The sequence below is a fragment of the Winogradskyella sp. PC-19 genome, assembly GCF_002163855.1.
GTDB lineage: Bacteria > Bacteroidota > Bacteroidia > Flavobacteriales > Flavobacteriaceae > Winogradskyella.
This window is the reverse complement of sequence record NZ_CP019332.1, coordinates 2492213-2510150: the sequence shown is the minus strand read 5'-3', so window position 1 is coordinate 2510150 and position 17938 is coordinate 2492213. Positions and strand designations below refer to the sequence as shown.

At 33.3% G+C, this 17938-nt stretch carries 16 protein-coding genes; 9 read left to right on the top strand and 7 right to left on the bottom strand.

The features are described from left to right. Window positions 1-91 precede the first annotated feature (91 nt). Window positions 92-1720, top strand: a complete 1629-nt coding sequence (gene pruA / locus BTO05_RS11485; RefSeq protein ID WP_087492802.1) for an L-glutamate gamma-semialdehyde dehydrogenase — start codon at window positions 92-94, stop codon at window positions 1718-1720. Window positions 1721-1836: 116 nt separating this feature from the next. Beyond that, window positions 1837-3570, top strand: coding sequence for a T9SS type A sorting domain-containing protein (locus tag BTO05_RS11480; protein ID WP_087492801.1), 1734 nt, complete (start codon window positions 1837-1839; stop codon window positions 3568-3570). 43 nt (window positions 3571-3613) lie between these two features. Here the strand turns inward: BTO05_RS11480 and rsmG are convergent, their stop codons facing one another. Next, window positions 3614-4240 (bottom strand): 16S rRNA (guanine(527)-N(7))-methyltransferase RsmG, encoded by a 627-nt coding sequence (gene rsmG / locus BTO05_RS11475; protein ID WP_087492800.1) that lies wholly within the window; start codon window positions 4238-4240, stop codon window positions 3614-3616. 139 nt (window positions 4241-4379) lie between these two features. Here rsmG and BTO05_RS11470 point away from each other — a divergent pair, with 139 nt between their 5' ends. Together BTO05_RS11470 and BTO05_RS11465 are read left to right on the top strand one after the other, a co-directional pair. Beyond that, window positions 4380-5483 (top strand): fatty acid desaturase family protein, encoded by a 1104-nt coding sequence (locus BTO05_RS11470; protein ID WP_087492799.1) that lies wholly within the window; start codon window positions 4380-4382, stop codon window positions 5481-5483. 22 nt (window positions 5484-5505) lie between these two features. Beyond that, window positions 5506-6690, top strand: a complete 1185-nt coding sequence (locus tag BTO05_RS11465; RefSeq protein ID WP_087492798.1) for a pyridoxal phosphate-dependent aminotransferase — start codon at window positions 5506-5508, stop codon at window positions 6688-6690. On the opposite strand, the gene BTO05_RS11460 is transcribed toward BTO05_RS11465, so the two are convergent. The 5 genes from BTO05_RS11460 to trkA form a co-directional block, all read right to left on the bottom strand. Beyond that, a complete protein-coding gene (locus BTO05_RS11460; protein WP_087492797.1) occupies window positions 6682-6945 on the bottom strand; it encodes a hypothetical protein in 264 nt (87 codons plus the stop codon). The two genes, BTO05_RS11465 and BTO05_RS11460, sit on opposite strands and share 9 nt — an antisense overlap. Before the next feature lies 1 nt (window position 6946). After that, the gene (locus BTO05_RS11455; protein WP_087492796.1) at window positions 6947-7216 is read right to left on the bottom strand and encodes a hypothetical protein; all 270 of its coding nucleotides are present in this window, start codon (window positions 7214-7216) and stop codon (window positions 6947-6949) included. Window positions 7217-7313: 97 nt separating this feature from the next. After that, entirely contained in the window at window positions 7314-7565 is a 252-nt protein-coding gene (locus tag BTO05_RS11450; RefSeq protein WP_087492795.1) for a hypothetical protein, read from the bottom strand. A 206-nt stretch (window positions 7566-7771) separates the two neighbouring features. Beyond that, window positions 7772-9265, bottom strand: a complete 1494-nt coding sequence (locus BTO05_RS11445; protein WP_087493353.1) for a TrkH family potassium uptake protein — start codon at window positions 9263-9265, stop codon at window positions 7772-7774. Window positions 9266-9283: 18 nt separating this feature from the next. Next, a complete protein-coding gene (trkA, locus tag BTO05_RS11440; protein ID WP_087492794.1) occupies window positions 9284-10633 on the bottom strand; it encodes a Trk system potassium transporter TrkA in 1350 nt (449 codons plus the stop codon). A 208-nt stretch (window positions 10634-10841) separates the two neighbouring features. Here trkA and ubiE point away from each other — a divergent pair, with 208 nt between their 5' ends. Continuing rightward, a complete protein-coding gene (gene ubiE, locus BTO05_RS11435) occupies window positions 10842-11573 on the top strand; it encodes a bifunctional demethylmenaquinone methyltransferase/2-methoxy-6-polyprenyl-1,4-benzoquinol methylase UbiE (RefSeq protein WP_087492793.1) in 732 nt (243 codons plus the stop codon). 6 nt (window positions 11574-11579) lie between these two features. Further along, window positions 11580-12293, top strand: coding sequence for a porin family protein (locus tag BTO05_RS11430; protein WP_087492792.1), 714 nt, complete (start codon window positions 11580-11582; stop codon window positions 12291-12293). On the opposite strand, the gene BTO05_RS11425 is transcribed toward BTO05_RS11430, so the two are convergent. Continuing rightward, window positions 12286-13011: a TrmH family RNA methyltransferase gene (locus tag BTO05_RS11425; RefSeq protein ID WP_087492791.1), complete on the bottom strand. Its 726-nt coding sequence runs from the start codon at window positions 13009-13011 to the stop codon at window positions 12286-12288. The genes BTO05_RS11430 and BTO05_RS11425 overlap by 8 nt on opposite strands. A gap of 102 nt (window positions 13012-13113) precedes the next feature. Here BTO05_RS11425 and BTO05_RS11420 point away from each other — a divergent pair, with 102 nt between their 5' ends. From BTO05_RS11420 to accD, 3 genes are all read left to right on the top strand, one after another. Then, on the top strand, window positions 13114-15705 hold the full coding sequence (locus tag BTO05_RS11420; RefSeq protein WP_232459736.1) for a BamA/TamA family outer membrane protein: 2592 nt from the start codon (window positions 13114-13116) through the stop codon (window positions 15703-15705). Between the two features lie 116 nt (window positions 15706-15821). Then, entirely contained in the window at window positions 15822-16889 is a 1068-nt protein-coding gene (fbaA, locus tag BTO05_RS11415) for a class II fructose-bisphosphate aldolase (protein WP_087492790.1), read from the top strand. Between the two features lie 177 nt (window positions 16890-17066). Then, on the top strand, window positions 17067-17924 hold the full coding sequence (gene accD / locus BTO05_RS11410) for an acetyl-CoA carboxylase, carboxyltransferase subunit beta (RefSeq protein WP_087492789.1): 858 nt from the start codon (window positions 17067-17069) through the stop codon (window positions 17922-17924). Window positions 17925-17938 lie beyond the last annotated feature (14 nt).

Here is a 17938-nt window from a genome sequence, read left to right as displayed (position 1 = left end):
TAAGTTTTCATTATGAGTTGGTTTTCAAAATAATCTTTTAAAAATTGTACCTTTGCACTTTCAAAATTTATAATTAAAATCACACTATAAAATGGGAAAAGGATTCTTCAATGTACCAATCGCTGTTAACGAGCCTGTAAAATCATATGCTCCAGGTTCTCCTGAGAGAACTGCTGTTACAGAGGCATATAAAACTATGTTTAATAGTAAGACAGAAGTACCAATGTATATTAATGGTAAAGACGTAAAAACTGGTAATACCAGAACTATGTCTCCGCCTCACGACCATAAACATATTGTTGGAGAATACCATTTAGCTGAACAATCTCATGTTGAAGAAGCTATTTCTACGGCTTTGGAAGCTCGTAAAACTTGGTCTCAATTACCTTGGGAACAACGTGCAGGTATTTTCTTAAAAGCTGCTGAGTTAATTGCTGGTCCTTACCGCGCAAAGATTAATGCAGCAACTATGATTGCTCAGTCAAAAACAGTACACCAAGCCGAAATTGATGCTGCTTGTGAGTTAATTGACTTCTTGCGTTTTAACGTTCAGTTTATGACTGATATTTATCACGAACAACCAGAAAGTACATCTGATGCATGGAACAGGTTAGAGTATCGTCCGCTTGAAGGATTTACTTATGCAGTTACTCCTTTTAATTTTACGGCAATTGCAGCAAACTTACCTGCATGTATGGCAATGATGGGTAATGTTGTCGTATGGAAACCAAGTGATAGCCAGATTTTTTCTGCTAAAATAATCATGGATATATTTAAAGAAGCTGGTGTTCCGGATGGTGTAATTAACGTTGTTTTTGGTGACCCTGTTATGATTACTAATACCGTGATGGCAAGTCCAGATTTTTCTGGCTTACACTTTACAGGTTCTACATATATCTTTAAAGAGCTTTGGAAACAAATCGGAAACAACATACATAACTATAAAACGTATCCAAGGATAGTAGGTGAGACTGGTGGTAAAGATTTTATTGTCGCTCATAAATCGGCTAATCCACAACAAGTAGCAACAGCTATTTCTCGTGGAGCCTTTGAGTTCCAAGGACAAAAATGTTCAGCTGCTTCACGTGCTTATGTTCCTTCTAATTTATGGCCAGAAGTAAAAGCTTCTGTAATTAAAGACGTGAACTCTTTTAAAATGGGTTCTCCTGAAGATATGAGTAATTTTGTTACTGCAGTAATCCATGAAGGTTCGTTTGACAAATTGGCAAAATACATTGATGCTGCTAAATCCGATGCTGATGCTGAAATTATAGTAGGTGGTGGTTATGACAAGTCTAAAGGCTACTTTATTGAGCCAACAGTAATCGTAACATCAAATCCAAAATATACAACGATGTGCACAGAGCTTTTTGGCCCCGTAATAACAATCTATGTATACGATGAAAACGACTATACAGCAACCTTAAAATTAGTAGACGAAACAAGTGAGTATGCATTAACAGGTGCCATTTTATCGACAGATAGATATGCCATCCAAGAAGCAACAAACATCTTACAAAACGCAGCCGGAAACTTCTACATCAACGATAAGCCAACTGGCGCAGTTGTAGGGCAACAACCATTTGGAGGCGCAAGAGCTTCTGGAACAAATGACAAAGCTGGTAGCGCACTTAACTTACTGCGTTGGGTTTCGCCACGAATGATTAAAGAAACATTTGTAACACCAACTGATTACAGATATCCATTTTTAGGAGAATAACATTTACAAAAACAATACTTAAAAACCCTTTTTATCTTATTGATATTAAGGGTTTTATTTTATCAGAAATTTAAAATCTAAACTTTGTATCTTTATTGCGAAATAAATGAAATTATATGAAAAAAATTTACTCTTTGACTTTAACTTTAGCATCATTTTTTGCAGTAGCACAAGTAACTCCAGTTTCGATAACGTCTGATTTAACAGCAAATCTAACGGGTTATACAGGCGCAACAGAATTTGCAGGCCAAGCAGAATATTTTGTATACAAAAGCAGTGATGATATTTTAGATAAACCTATCTTTTTAATAGATGGTTTTGACCCAGGTGATACACGAAATATCGATGCCCTTTATTCTTCTTTAGATTACACAGGAAATCCTAACTTCACTAACATTGGTGACGAACTTAGAGCTGAAGGTTTTGATATAGTGGTTGTAAATTTCCCGCAATACACCAACCCAACTGACGGAAATCTAATGGTAGACGGCGGAGCAGATTTTATTGAACGAAATGCACTAACATTGGTAGCACTTATTGAAGACATAAATACTGAAAAAGCACTAGCAAGTTCACCTGAACAAAATATTATCATTGGTCCAAGTATGGGTGGTTTAATCTCCCGATATGCTTTAAATTATATGGAAGGTAATATGTTAGATACCGATACAAGCTTGTGGGTATCTATAGATTCGCCACACCTTGGGGCAAATGTCCCTATTGGACTTCAACATCAATTTAATTATTTAGCTAATAATAGTACAAATCCAGTTATTGAAGTACAGCCAATTATTGATGATGTTTTAAATTCTCCTGCTGCTAGACAATTATTAGTTGACCATTTTTTGGCACATCTTGATGGTTCTGGTGATGGTGTAACATTTGATTCATCATTGACTCTACCAATACCTGATTCATACCGAACGCAATTTGAGATAAATATTAATAGCTTAGATGGAAACCCAAATACAATTGATTTTCCGCAAAACACAAGAAAAATATCAGTTGTTAATGGTAGCGGTATTGGCTCTTCTTATTTAGCTAAAGATGGAGTTACTGAAGTTGTTCCTGGTTTTACTATTATATCGGATACATTCACTGTAAATGATGTACCTATTTTAGGAAGTCTAAACGTAGATATTGACGTATATATGACACCAGTTTCTGGAAGCTCTCAACAGGTTAGTAGTTTTTTTGCTCCAATACCATTCTTCCCAGATATTGTTTCAACTGCAAATTCCGGAACTACAAATTTTGATGGTGTAGATGCAGCTCCTGGCGGTCTATTTGATTTAACTGGTTTAGCAGGAGATTTACCATCCACTGGTCTTGCAGCTGATTTTCTAGACGCTTTAACTATTGATAAATTTAGTTTTATTCCAACGGTTAGTGCACTTGCATTAGAAATTAATGACGAAGGAAACAATGCAGACAATATAAATTGGTATCATAATATTGATTTAACATCTGGTCGAGCAACAACAAACAATACACCGTTTGATAACACCTATTTACCAGATGATAATGAAGATCATGTTGCAATAACGCCAGGCAACGCAGCTTTTATACTTGCAGAAATAAGAGGCACGGTATTAGGTTCTGATGATGTAAACGTTACAGCTTTTCAATTAGAAAATAATCCAATTAAAGACAAATTAGTTTTATTAACAAATGGTAATCAAAATGTATCAGTTTCTATTATTGATTTCACAGGAAAAATAGTTTTCAAAACTCAAACAGAATTGAATAACAGAATAGAAATACCAGTTAGATTAAATTCTGGCTTTTATATTTTGAATATTGAAGGAGAGAATAATTCTAGATTTACAACGAAATTTATAGTTAACTAAAATTTCGTTTTATCAAATAAAAAAGCGCCGAATGGCGCTTTCTTTATTTGTACTTTATTGGTAAATACACCACTTTTTTTGTTTCGAAAAAATCTTCTTCAAAATACTCTGTTAACGAAAATTGTTTTACGGTCTTATATTGCTTTAACTCTTCAGTCAAATCTCCACCTTTTAGATACAAAATCCCGTTTTTAAATTCGTTTTTCTGTTCTTTTCTAATCTTACCTTTTATCCATTTAGTAAATTCTGGCATAGCAGTAACTGCACGACTTACTATAAAATCATATTGCTCGTCAATAGCCTCTACTCTACTGTGAGTAGTTCTAATATTTTTTAAACCTAGAGATTCAGCCACACCATTAATAACTTTTAGTTTTTTATTGATACTATCTACCAAATGAAACTGGCATTCTGGAAACAAAATAGCTAACGGTACACCAGGAAATCCTCCACCAGTACCTACATCTAATATTGATGAACCACCACTAAACGGCATCACTTTGGCTATTGCTAATGAGTGCAAAACATGACGTAAATAGAGTTCGTCAATATCTTTTCGAGAAATCACATTTATCTTAGCATTCCAATCTTTATATAATGGCAATAAAGCTTCAAATTGCTCTATTTGCTGCTCTGCTAGGTTTGGAAAATATTTTAAGATTAGTTCCATTATATAGTTTTGACAAAAATAGTTATTTTTAGCTTGGATTTTTTAACATTTGGTCATGTTTTGACAGCATATATTAATTATCTTTGCTACGTATACTTAACAATTTTTTGAAGCGTTATGTATTAAAATTAAAAGCCCTATGAATACACAAAAAGCCCTTACTTTTTCTAGAAAAGATTCTGCTAAATTCTTCAGAACTCTTAATAAACGTGTCAACGATTATTTTAAAGAAAACAACATAAAGCGCACAGGAAACTACAAATTATGGATTAAAACCATTGTTATGTTTGCGCTGTTTTTAACACCATATTTTTTATTATTAACACTCAATATTCCTACTTGGGCACAACTTTTACTCACTCTAGTAATGGGTGTTGGAATGGCTGGCGTTGGTATGAATGTAATGCATGACGGGAACCACGGTTCTTTTTCTAATAAAGAATGGGTAAATCGTTTAATGGGAAGTAGTATTTATATTCTTGCCGGAAATGTTTACAACTGGAAAGTACAGCATAATGTACTGCACCATACTTACACAAATATTCACGGTCATGATGAGGATTTAGAAGCTGGACGTGTACTTAGATTTTCTGAACATTCTGAATGGCGTAAGCATCATAAATTTCAGCACTACTATTCTATCTTATTATACGGATTACTTACGATTAACTGGGCAATCACTACTGATTTTCAGCAAATGTATCGTTACATGAAGCGTAGATTATCATATGGTAAACTTCCAAACCCAGTTGTAAATTGGAGTAAATTGGTGGTTTCAAAACTGATTTATGTAAGTATGTGGATTGTAATCCCAATTGTATTAACTGATTTGGCTTGGTATAAAGTTTTAATAGGTTTCTTTTTAATGCATTATGTCGCTGGTCTAATTTTAAGTGTAGTTTTTCAACTCGCTCATGTTATGGACGAAGCAGAAATGCCGATGCCAGAAAAAGATGGTACTATGAAAAATACTTGGGCTATTCATCAGTTAAAAACTACTGTTAATTTTGGTGCAAAAAGCTGGTTTATCAACTGGTATACAGGTGGATTAAACCATCAAGTAGAGCATCACATTTTCCCGAACATAAGCCACGTTCATTACGGAAAAATTGCAAAAATCGTAAAGGATACTGCTAAAGAATTTAATTTACCATACAAGGAATATAAAACCACAAGAAAAGCTATTGTAGCACATTTTAGATTTTTGAAAGAAATGGGAATGAAGCCTGCAATGCAAGCATAAATCTTAGACAACCAACACGCGCATGAACCACCTTTCGGATAGAATTAACAATCTATCGACTTCGGCAACTTTAGCAATGGCCGCTAAAGCAAGAGAATTAAGAGAAGAAGGAAAAGATATAATCGGACTTAGCTTAGGTGAGCCAGACTTTGACACACCAGACTTTATAAAAGAAGCTGCTAAAAAAGCTATAGATGACAACTATAATAGCTACACACCTGTTGATGGTTATGCAGAATTAAAAGATGCTATTATAACAAAATTCAAGCGCGATAATAAACTTGAGTATAATCGTTCTCAAATTGTAGTATCTACTGGTGCAAAACAATCTTTGTTTAACATTGCATCTGTATTGCTTAATGATGGAGACGAAGTAATTTTACCTTGTCCATACTGGGTGAGCTACAGTGATATTGTTAAACTAAATGGAGGTGTTCCTGTTGAAGTAAAGACGTCAATTGATGATGATTTTAAAATGACACCAGCACAACTTGAAGCTGCTATTACGCCAAAAACTAAAATGATTTGGTATAGTTCTCCTTGTAATCCTAGTGGCTCAGTTTACAGCAAAGATGAATTGAGAGCTTTGGCTGATGTACTACAAAAGCATCCTAATATTTATGTGGTTTCTGACGAAATCTATGAGCATATAAACTTCATTGGCGGTCACTCTAGCATGGCACAATTCGATGATATGTTTGAGCGTACAATCACAGTAAATGGTGTTTCTAAAGCATTTGCAATGACAGGTTGGCGAATAGGTTTTATTGGTGCTCCTACCGCTATTGCTAGAGCTTGTAACAAAATGCAGGGTCAAGTTACAAGTGGTGCCAACTGTATCGCGCAACGTGCAGTAATTACTGCTATGGAAGCTTCTCCTGAAAAAATACAGTACATGGTTGACGAGTTTAAAGAACGTCGTCAGCTAATATTAAAATTACTTAGTGATGTAGAAGGTTTTTCTTGTAATGAACCCGAAGGTGCATTTTATGTATTTCCAGACATCTCAGCTTATTTTGGAAAAACTCTTAATGGTACCAAAATAAATAATGCTTCAGAATTTGCTATGTATCTTTTAGAATATGCTAATGTAGCCACTGTAACTGGCGATGCTTTTGGCAACCCTAATTGTATTAGAATTTCTTATGCAGCGTCTCAAGAACAAATCAAAGAAGCTATAAAGCGAATTAAAAAAGCTTTAGGTTAATAAGTAAACAATCACAGTCGAAGCAATAACCAGAACTAAGGAAATTATTAACCGTATTGTTCTGGTTTTTTTGTTTTCTTTAATCATCCTTTCTCTAATTTTTGAGATTAACTCAGGTGTAGCTTCAGGAAGATTATATTCTGTTTTTGACTTCCTAGAATTACCACCACGAGTTTTCCTAAAATGTTTTGACTTATCTAGCATAACACTTTTGTTACTTCTAACGACGCTCAGCATTGATTCTCCTAAAGGCATATTAAAAAATATATTTAATTACACAATAAAATATAATCGCTACAAAAGTGAAGTTTATCAAAGTCAACATTATTACATTGAACCACCAGTTTCTTCGCTCTTCTTTCATCTTTTTCTTTATATCTCTTAATTGTTTTGATGATGCCTTAGGGAAATTATACTCGGTAGTTTTTGATGCATCATAACCGCCTAATCTATTCTTGAGCTTATCTCTTTTTTTAAGTAGTTTAAGATTATTACGCACACTTGTATTCATTGAATTTCCATGCATAGCGATAAGTTTTAAAAGTTTGAAAAGTGATATAATAAAAGATGCTTTTTAATTTCTTAAAAAGCATCAGTTAAAGGTCCATATGCCGTTTTGTAACTTAAAACATAATAGTAAGTACTGTTACAAATACAGATAATTTTAAAATGACTCCAATAGCTTGTACGTTATTGAATTGCTTAAATTTAAGACGTTGTCTCATTCCGAAAACAGATGGCTTTGAAGATTTGATGAAGTTCTGCTGAACCGCTGCTTTGTAATTAGAGTTTAGTAATGGTTCGTTTACAATTGCAAACGTTTCTCTGGGTTCGGGTAATGGTTCTGTTTCAAATGTGTTTAATACTAATTCCATGATTGATAAAAATTAATTGGTTATGCTTATAAGACGAAGCTATTTTAAAAATGTTACAAGATATTTCTCGCTAAACACTTAAAAACCAACACTAAAATCACTGAGATATTAGTATTTATATAGGCTGGAATAAAATTGAATTTTATCAAAAAAAATAGAAAATATATCAATTTGAAGTAAAAATTGAGGCAATTTTAATAAAACAATTATCTATTTCTCCAGAAAAAAGGCGTCAGTAAAATTAGTACTGTAAATAGTTCAAGACGTCCCAAAAGCATTAAAAACGAAGCCCACCATTTTCCTAAAGGCGGTAATGCTGCATAATTATTTACAGGACCAAAATCACCCAAAGCAGGACCAACATTACCTAAGCTCGATGCCGAAAGTCCAATAGCGGATTCAAAGTCTAGTTGAAACATAGAGAATACCAATGCTCCGAATATAAAGAATAGCATATAGGTAATAAAAAAACCAAGAATATTAAACACAATATCCTTAGATACAGATTTTTGATTGTAGCGTACAGGTAAAATAGCATTAGGGTGTAACGCCCGCTTAAACTCTAAGAATCCATTTTTAATCAACACTAAATGTCTTACAACTTTAATACCACCAGATGTACTCCCAGCAGAACCTCCTAAAAACATAAGTCCAAAGAAAAGGACTGTCAAAAATGGCGTCCACATCGTATAATCTGCTGTAACAAAACCAGTTGTTGTTATAATCGCTAATACTTGAAATAATGAATGACGCAAGGCGCTCTCAAACTCACCTAAAACCATAGGATGTTCTATTGAAGATTTGGAAACGTCTGCATTAAAGTAAATAACTAGAGCAGCTACGATTGTAAAAACAGCGATAAACTTGAAGTAAACCTTAAACTCATCATCCTTAATAATTTTCTGAACCTTACCCTTAAAAGCAAAATAACTCAATACAAAATTTGTACCTGCTAAAAACATAAATGTGATAATAATGTACTGGATAGCAGGATTATCATTCCAATGCGCAACACTAGCATTTTTAGTAGAAAAACCACCTGTAGATAACGTACTTAAGGCATGATTAATAGCATCGAAAAATGACATCCCAGCAACTTGAAGCAGAATAGTCTCTGCTGCAGTATATCCAAAATAGATAAGCCACAAACGTTTAGCAGTGTCTGTAATCCTTGGATGTAATTTATCACCACCTGGACCTGGTGCTTCAGCAGCAAACAACTGCATACCACCAATACCTAATAATGGTAAAATAGCAATGGCTAGTACGATAATTCCCATACCACCTATCCAATGCGTCATACTACGCCAAAACAGTACACCTTTAGGCACAATCTCGATATCATTAAGTATACTTGCGCCAGTTGTAGTGTAGCCCGACATTGTTTCGAAAAAAGCATCTGTAAATGACGGAATTACCTCTGTAATCATGTATGGTAGCGAACCCGAAAGTGACATTACAATCCATCCAAAAGCGACGACAATGTAACCTTCTCGCTTATTCATTTCTTTACGGTGATTGCGTGTGTTAAACATCACAATACCACCTAAGAGAAGAATTGTAAAGCCCGAGAGCAATAACTCTAAAGTAACACCATCTTTGTAGATGAAGCTTATCAATGTAGCTATAAGCATAAAACCTCCATTAAATAGGAGTAATAATCCTAAAAAATGGAAAATGATTTTATAATTAAGTTTCATTTTTGCCATAATACCAAATCATGCAAAAAACTTTTCAACTTCGGCGATAGAACGTGGTAAGCAACAAACGACAACTCGGTCTCCAGCTTCAATTTTAAAATCTCCCAAAGGAATTAATCCCTCTTCATCACGAATAACACCACCAATGATGGCCGATTTAGGAAAACTAGAATCTTTGATTTTCTGATTTGTTATTTTAGAATTTGACTTGACTTCAAACTCTAAAAGCTCAGCATTCATATTGGTCAATTTTGTCATTGCAACAACTTCACCTTTTCTAATGTATCTAAAAATGGTGTTTGCTGCTAAAAGTTTTTTATTAATTAATGTATCAATTCCGATGGATTGAGATAGTTGATAGTAATCCATATTTTCGACCAATGCGATAGTCTTTTTTACGCCTTTTGATTTTGCCAAGAGGCAAGACATTATATTAGTTTCGGAATTACCTGTAACCGATATAAAAGCATCCATTTCAGATATACTCTCTTCTTGAAGAATATCTACATTCCTTCCATCTCCACAAATCACTAAAGCGTCTGGTAATTCATCCGCTAAATCCTCTGCTGTAGCTCTTTTTCCTTCAACGAGTTTTACATTAAACTTACTTTTACATAAATCTTGCGCAGTCTTAAAACCGATTTGACTACCACCTAAAATCATTACATCCTTAATACCTACTTTTACTTTTCCTGATAGCTCAAACAACTCTTCGTCTCCACCTTTTGAAGTTATAAAAACGACTTGATCTCCTTCTTTAAAAATAGTGTCTCCTCTCGGAATTATAGTGTATTGTGTACCATATCGCTGAATTGCAATAGGTATAAAGTGCAATTCAGAATACGACTCAGCAGCTTCTTTTACGGTTTTACCAACAAAAGTTGCAGTACGAGATAATCGAAGACCTAGCATGGTTAGTTTTCCATCTTCAAACTCATAAGTATCATTAAAACCATATTGGTTTAATAATAATTCGATTTCTGAAGCAGCTAAAGATTCTGGTGAAATCAACTCGTCAATCCCAAATTTAGAAAATCCAACCTCGTCTTTATTTTCAATAAACTCTGTATTAGAAATTCTTGCAATTGTTCGTTTTGCACCCAATTGCTTTGCCAATACACAAGCTGTAATATTTGTAGTTTCAGAAGATGTTACTGCAATAAATAATTCAGAATTCTCTATTCGACCTTCTTTTAAAGTTGCAATAGAGGTTGCATCTCCTTTTATAGTTTTGATATCTAAATTTTCGCCAGCGTAGCTTAAGCTATCTTTTTTATTGTCTATTAAAGTAATTTCTTGAGACTCGTAAGAAAGTAGTTTAGCCAGATGGAATCCGACTTCTCCTGCACCAGCAATGATAATTTTCATTTATAATAATTTGAAAAAAAGTATACAAATATACTAAACCTCAAAGAGTGCTACTAAAGTTATAGATCTTATTAACGGAATTCAAAAGTAATTTTTAATCGTATGCATATTTTTTTAAACCAAATCTGGTGTTATAGATTGGTTAATTTAGTCCTTTACAGCTTTAAGTACTTATTAGTTATGACTATATTTGCAAAAAAAAATTTTGATGTCAAAAAACGTAAAGCCATACAAGAATAGCGAGCTTGATAAGAAAGAACAAGTCACAAAAATGTTTGATACCATCTCTGAAGAATACGATGGATTAAATCGAGTTATTTCTTTCGGAATCGATATCAAATGGAGAAATAAAGTTGTAAAACTTGTTGCAGACACCAATCCAAAAAACATATTAGATATTGCTACTGGAACAGGTGATTTAGCAATCAGTCTTGCTAATACATCGGCTAAAGAAATTATTGGCTTAGACATTAGCGACGGAATGCTTGAAGTTGGCCGTAAGAAGATTAAAACCAAAAGCTTAGACGGTGTAATCAATATGGTTATTGGAGATTCAGAAGATTTACCCTTTGAGGATAACACTTTTGATGCTATAACTGTAGCTTTTGGAGTTAGAAATTTTATGAATCTAAAAAAAGGGCTAGCCGAAATATTACGAGTCCTAAAACCTAACGGCATTTTTGTAATACTAGAAACATCTGTACCAACAAAAACACCTTTCAAACAAGGCTATAAATTGTATTCTAAATTTATTTTACCTACTATTGGCAGAGTCTTTTCAAAAGACCAAAGTGCCTATAAGTATTTAAGTGAATCTGCATCAGTATTTCCTTTTGGAGAAGAGCTAAACAATATTTTAAGGGAAATTGGGTTTATTAATGTCGAGGATAAACCACAAACGTTTGGTGTAGCAACAATCTATACTGCAACGAAGGCTTAGTTTTATATGAAAAAAATAATTATAGTTATTGCTGTTCTAATCAGCTACAACGTAAGTTTCGGACAATTATTCACTAACAAAAAGGTTATCAACCTTGAAAACATGGATAAAAAAATATTGTCATGGGGTTACTTTTTGGGTTTTAATAGTTATGATTATAAATTTGAATACGAACAAAATTTAGATGATATTTTAGTTGATGCAACAACAGGGTTTCAAGTTGGATTAACTGGTGACTTAAGGCTGAATAATCACTTAAATTTAAGATTTGAGCCAGGTGTATATTTTACGACTAGAAATCTAAGATATGACGAGAGTTACTTCGATGGCCAAAGTTTTAATCCTTCAGACTTATTACGTGAAACAAAATCTACGTATATACACCTACCATTATTAATTAAGTTTTCGACTAATAGAATTAATAATATCAGACCATTTATTGTTGGAGGCGTTTCTACGGCTATTAATCTAGCAAGTAATGAGCAAAATCCTGACGACAACAGCGCAGGTCAATTCCGAATGACATCAAATAACTATTTCTACGAAATCGGATTCGGTATTGATTTATATCTATTATACTTTAAATTTACACCATCGATTAGAGGTGTATTTGCTATAAATGATGAAATCGTTAGAGATGTCGACCCTAATAGTCCATGGACAGGCAATGTTACATCAATGAAGACAAGAGGTGTTTTTATAAACTTTACGTTTAGATAGTTTTTCGCATAAATTCACTTAAACAAATTGCAGTCGCTGTAGCAACATTAAGACTCTCTGTCGCTTTTTCTCCAAATTTTGGTATAGATATTCTTTTAGTTACTAAGTCTTCAATACTTTGAGATATCCCTTTACCTTCATTACCCATAACTAAAATACCTGCTCCTGATAATTCTTTACTGTATATATTTTCTCCATCCATAAAAGTGCCATAAATTTCATGTTCATATTCAGAAATAAAACTTTCTAAATCTACATAACTAACATTTACTCGAGTTAGTGAACCCATTGTAGCTTGTACTACTTTAGGATTATAGCAGTCTACTGTATTACCATTACAAACTAAATCAGAAACTCCAAACCAATCACACAAACGTATAATTGTCCCTAAATTCCCAGGGTCTTGCACATCATCCAAAGCAATAATTAGCTTTGACTTATTAATAGGTTTAGGTTTAGAAATTTCGAAAACACCAACAGCAGTATTTGGATTTTTTAATTGACTTATTCTTTTTAAATCTGATTCACCTATAATTGTTAAGGCATCACTTTCAACATCAAAAACCGAATTTGTAGTGTAAATATGTTGTAATCGAAATGAAGAATTTACGAACTCGGTAATCCCTTTTACACCTTCGACTGTAAATAATCCATGTTGGCTTCTAATTTTTTTTTGGGCTAAACTTTTAATTAATTTTATCTGATTCTTTGATAACATTAAAATGTATTTACATTTGTTAGTAGTATATGCGCTGACAAATTAATACTTTTTGGACTAATTATTGCTCAGTGTATTTAATATCGAAAAATTGCTTTCAATTTGAACGTTAAACGTCATAAACTGGTATTACAAAAAATAAACTCCTTTTTCACTAAAGCGGCTATTTGCATTAGCTTTTTATTACTAATCGCATCTTGTAGTACCGTTAAGCGTGTAAAGGATGGTAAATACCTTTTAATAGAAAATAAAATTGAAGTTGATGGTAAAGTCACCAATAAAGAACGTGTAAATAATATTCCGCTTCAGAAGCCCAATTCTGGGATTGGCTTTTTTCCTCTTAATCTTCACGTTTATAATTTAGCAAGACCAAATAGAGACTCAATCTTTGAATCTTGGTTAGATAAAGGTAATAGACGAAAACGTCTAACAAACACATTATCCAAAAAGCAACTTGAAAAATACAAACAGTCCGTTTTAGGATTTAATTCATGGTTAAAGCGAATTGGAGAAGCACCTTCAATATTAAACGAAGAAAAGACTGAAAAAACAAAAAGCAGACTTCGCGCCTATTACTACAAACGAGGCTTTTTATATAATGAAGTAGATTATACTATTGAAAAAGATTCAAACAAAAAAGCTAAAGTAAAATATACAGTAACTAAAAATTTACCTAGTAAACTTGACACCTTAAAAACCACCATAAAGACACCAGTTGTAGACTCTATTTATAAAGCAAATATTAATGCGTCATTAATCAAAAAAGGTCAGCAATACGATGAAGACAATTTTACAAATGAAAGGGTTAGAATAAACAGGTTGATGCGAAATTCTGGGCTTTACTTTTTTGGTCAAGATTACGTTCGTTTTGAGATTGACACCTTCAAATCAAGAAAAACAGTTAATACAGAGATGTTTATAGATAATAGGACAATTAGATATAGTGACTCTTCTGTTATTAAACCTTTTAAAGTTTATAAAATAAAAGCTGTAAATATAATTACTGATGCATCAAATGAAAATCTTATTGAAAGCGGACAAATAAAAGACAGTATAACTTACGACGGTTACAATCTTTATAGCTTTAATGAACTAAAATTTAAGCCCAAAGCCTTAACTGATGCTATTTTTATAAAAAAAGGAGATGTCTATCGTGATATAGACAGAACAAGAACTTCGGATTACCTAAATCAACTACAAATGTTTAGATATCCTACAGTTGATTATGTAGCTAACGAATCAGACTCGACTTTAGTAGCAAACATACTCTTATCTCCACTCAAAAAATACAAGCTGCAATTTGCTTTTGACGTGTCTCAAAGCAACATTCAAACAGTTGGTTTTGCATTTAGTACAGGTCTAAAAATCAGAAATGTTTTTAAAGGCGCAGAAACTCTTGATATATCTGCTTTAGGGTCAATAGGCGCTTCTAAAGATGCAGGTAATAATGAAGATTCGTTTTTTGATATTAATGAGTTTGGTGGAGCAATAGGATTGACAATACCAAGGATTTTCTTTCCTATGAACACTGACAAAATTATACCAAAATCAATGTCCCCAAGTACGAAAATAAATATGGCTGCTACAAGTCAACAAAACATTGGCTTAGATAGACAGACACTATCAAGTATTTTGGCTTACAATTGGTTTCCTTCAAAAAAAGTAACAAATAATTTAGAACTGTTTAATATTCAGTATGTTAGAAATTTAAATCCTGAAAATTATTTTGGGGTATACACAAATTCATTTAACCGATTAAATGATATTGCTCGTAACATAGGCTATATAAACAATAATCAAGTTCTACAAGACCCACCACCAGATAATGGATTTCAACCTGCTGATACCTTTATTAATGATGTATTGACCGGAAATACTAGTTTGACACCGACAGATAACGATTTTATAGACGTAAACAATATTAACCAACGTCAAGACAGATTAACAGAAAACAACCTTATAATATCGACCAATTTTGATTATACCAGAGATACAAGGTCAGATTTATCAGATAATAATTTTTCGAGATTTAAATATCATGTAGAATTGGCTGGTAATTTATTATCTGGTATTTCTAGTTTAACAAACACAGAAAAAAACTCTGATGGTCGCTACGAAATTTTAAATGTACCATTTTCGCAATATTTTAAAACTGAATTGGACTACGTTAAATATTTTGGGCAACGTGGTCGAAAAAGTGTTTTAGCATTTAGAGGTTATTTTGGTGTAGCTATACCGTTTGGAAATTCAAACAACATACCATTTGTAGAAAGTTTTTTTGCTGGTGGGCCAAATGATAATCGAGCCTGGACAGCTTACAATTTAGGACCAGGAAGCTCACAGAATACTAATGAGTTCAATGAAGCTAACCTTAAACTTCATTTTAGTTTAGAACAACGCTTTAACCTTTTTGGAAGTTTTGACGGTGCACTTTTTATGGATGCTGGTAACATTTGGAACGCCTTTGGTAACGTAGAAGACGACCCTGAATCTACATTCAATAATTTTAAATCGTTACAAAATATTGCAGTTGGTAGTGGTTTTGGTATCAGATATGACTTTACCTTTTTTGTACTTAGAGGTGACATTGGCTTCAAGACCTATGATCCATCATTAGAGATAGGCAATCGTTGGTTTACAAATTATAACTTTGGTAATGCAACATATAATATTGGAATAAATTATCCTTTCTAAAAAACTAGTTTTAGCTACATCGTTTTCGTATTTTTTTGAGTAATTATAGTGTTTTTCGCATATTATAATGCTGTAAATTATGTATTTTTGATTTCATTAATTATTAAAAAATAACCATGAGTCATAATATAAAACCAGGCGTTGCAACAGGATACCAAGTTCAAGAAATTTTTAAACTAGCTAAAGAAAAAGGCTTTGCATTACCAGCCGTAAATGTTATTGGCTCTAACACTATTAATGGAGTATTAGAAACTGCTAAGGCTTTAAACTCACCAGTAATTATTCAATTCTCAAATGGTGGGGCGCAATTTAATGCAGGTAAAGGCTTAAGTAACGAAAATCAAAAAGCAGCAATTGCTGGCAGTATAGCAGGTGCAAAACATGTACACCATATGGCAGAAGCCTACGGTGTACCTGTTATTTTACACACTGACCACTGCGCCAAAAAATTATTGCCTTGGATAGATGGATTATTAGATGCAAGCGAGCAACATTTTGCAGCAACAGGAAAATCGTTATACAGTTCTCACATGATTGATTTAAGTGAAGAACCTCTTGAAGAAAATATAGAAATTTGTAAGACGTACCTAGAGCGCATGAGCAAAATGGGTATGACTCTGGAAATTGAGCTAGGTATAACCGGTGGAGAAGAAGATGGTGTTGACAATAGTGATGTTGACGAATCAAAGCTATATACACAACCAGAAGAAGTTGCATATGCTTATGAAGAGTTAAGTAAAGTTAGCGACCAATTTACAATTGCAGCCGCATTTGGTAATGTTCACGGAGTGTATAAACCTGGAAACGTAAAATTAACACCAAAAATTCTAAAAAACTCTCAGGAGCACATAACAGAAAAATATGGTGTAGCTCATAATCATATTGATTTTGTATTTCATGGTGGTTCGGGATCTACAGAAGAAGAAATACAAGAAGCCATTGGTTACGGTGTAATTAAAATGAATATTGACACCGATATGCAGTATGCCTTTATGTCTGGAGTTAGAGATTATATGGGTGAAAAAGAAGCGTATTTAGCATCACAAATCGGAAGTCCTGATGGACCAGATTCTCCAAATAAAAAATACTATGATCCAAGAGTTTGGTTACGTAAAGGAGAAAATGCATTTGTGGAGCGTCTTAAAAAAGCATTTGAAGACCTAAACAACGTAGATACTTTATAATTAGATATTTATAAAATTCAAAAAACCTGTTTCAATATATCTGAAACAGGTTTTTTTTTGATATCAATAATTCTATAATAGATAGCAAAAGCAAATGTTGAGTGGTATTAATAAAATGCCTAATTTTGTCGCTGTGTATAACACGTATTAAAACTAACTAAAATCGTAAATCGACATATGGCTTGGTTTAAAAGAAAAGATAAAGGCATACAAACCTCTACCGAAGAAAAAAAGGATACTCCAAAAGGTCTTTGGTATAAATCACCTACAGGAAAGATTGTAGACACTAAAGAATTGGCTCAAAATTTTTATGTAAGTCCCGAAGATGGATATCATGTAAGAATTGGCAGTAAAGAATATTTCGAAATTCTTTTTGATGACAATAAGTTTAAAGAATTAGACGCAGGATTATCATCGAAAGACCCTTTAAAATTCGAAGACACAAAAAAATACCCAGACCGTTTAAAAGCTGCTCAAGCTAAAACAAATCTTACCGATGCAGTGCGTTGTGCTGTTGGTAAATCTAAAGGTAATGACCTGGTAATTGCGTGTATGGATTTTGCCTTTATCGGAGGCTCAATGGGTAGTGTCGTTGGAGAGAAAATTGCTAGAGCAGCTGATTACGCTTTAAAGAAAAAACTGCCATTTATGATTATTAGTAAATCTGGTGGTGCACGTATGATGGAAGCAGCATTGTCCTTAATGCAATTAGCAAAAACATCTGCAAAATTAGCACAACTAGCTGATGCAGGAATACCATACATCTCTTTGTGTACTGACCCTACAACTGGTGGTACAACAGCATCTTTTGCTATGCTGGGCGATATTAATATCTCTGAACCAGGTGCGTTAATTGGTTTTGCAGGACCACGAGTTGTAAGAGACACAACAGGAAAAGAATTACCTGAAGGCTTTCAAACTTCAGAATTTTTACTGGAGCATGGTTTCTTAGATTTTATCACACATAGAAAAGAATTAAAAAATAAGGTGAATCTTTATATAGATTTAATAAAAAATCAACCTTTAAGAACATAAAAAAAGCGAGCCAA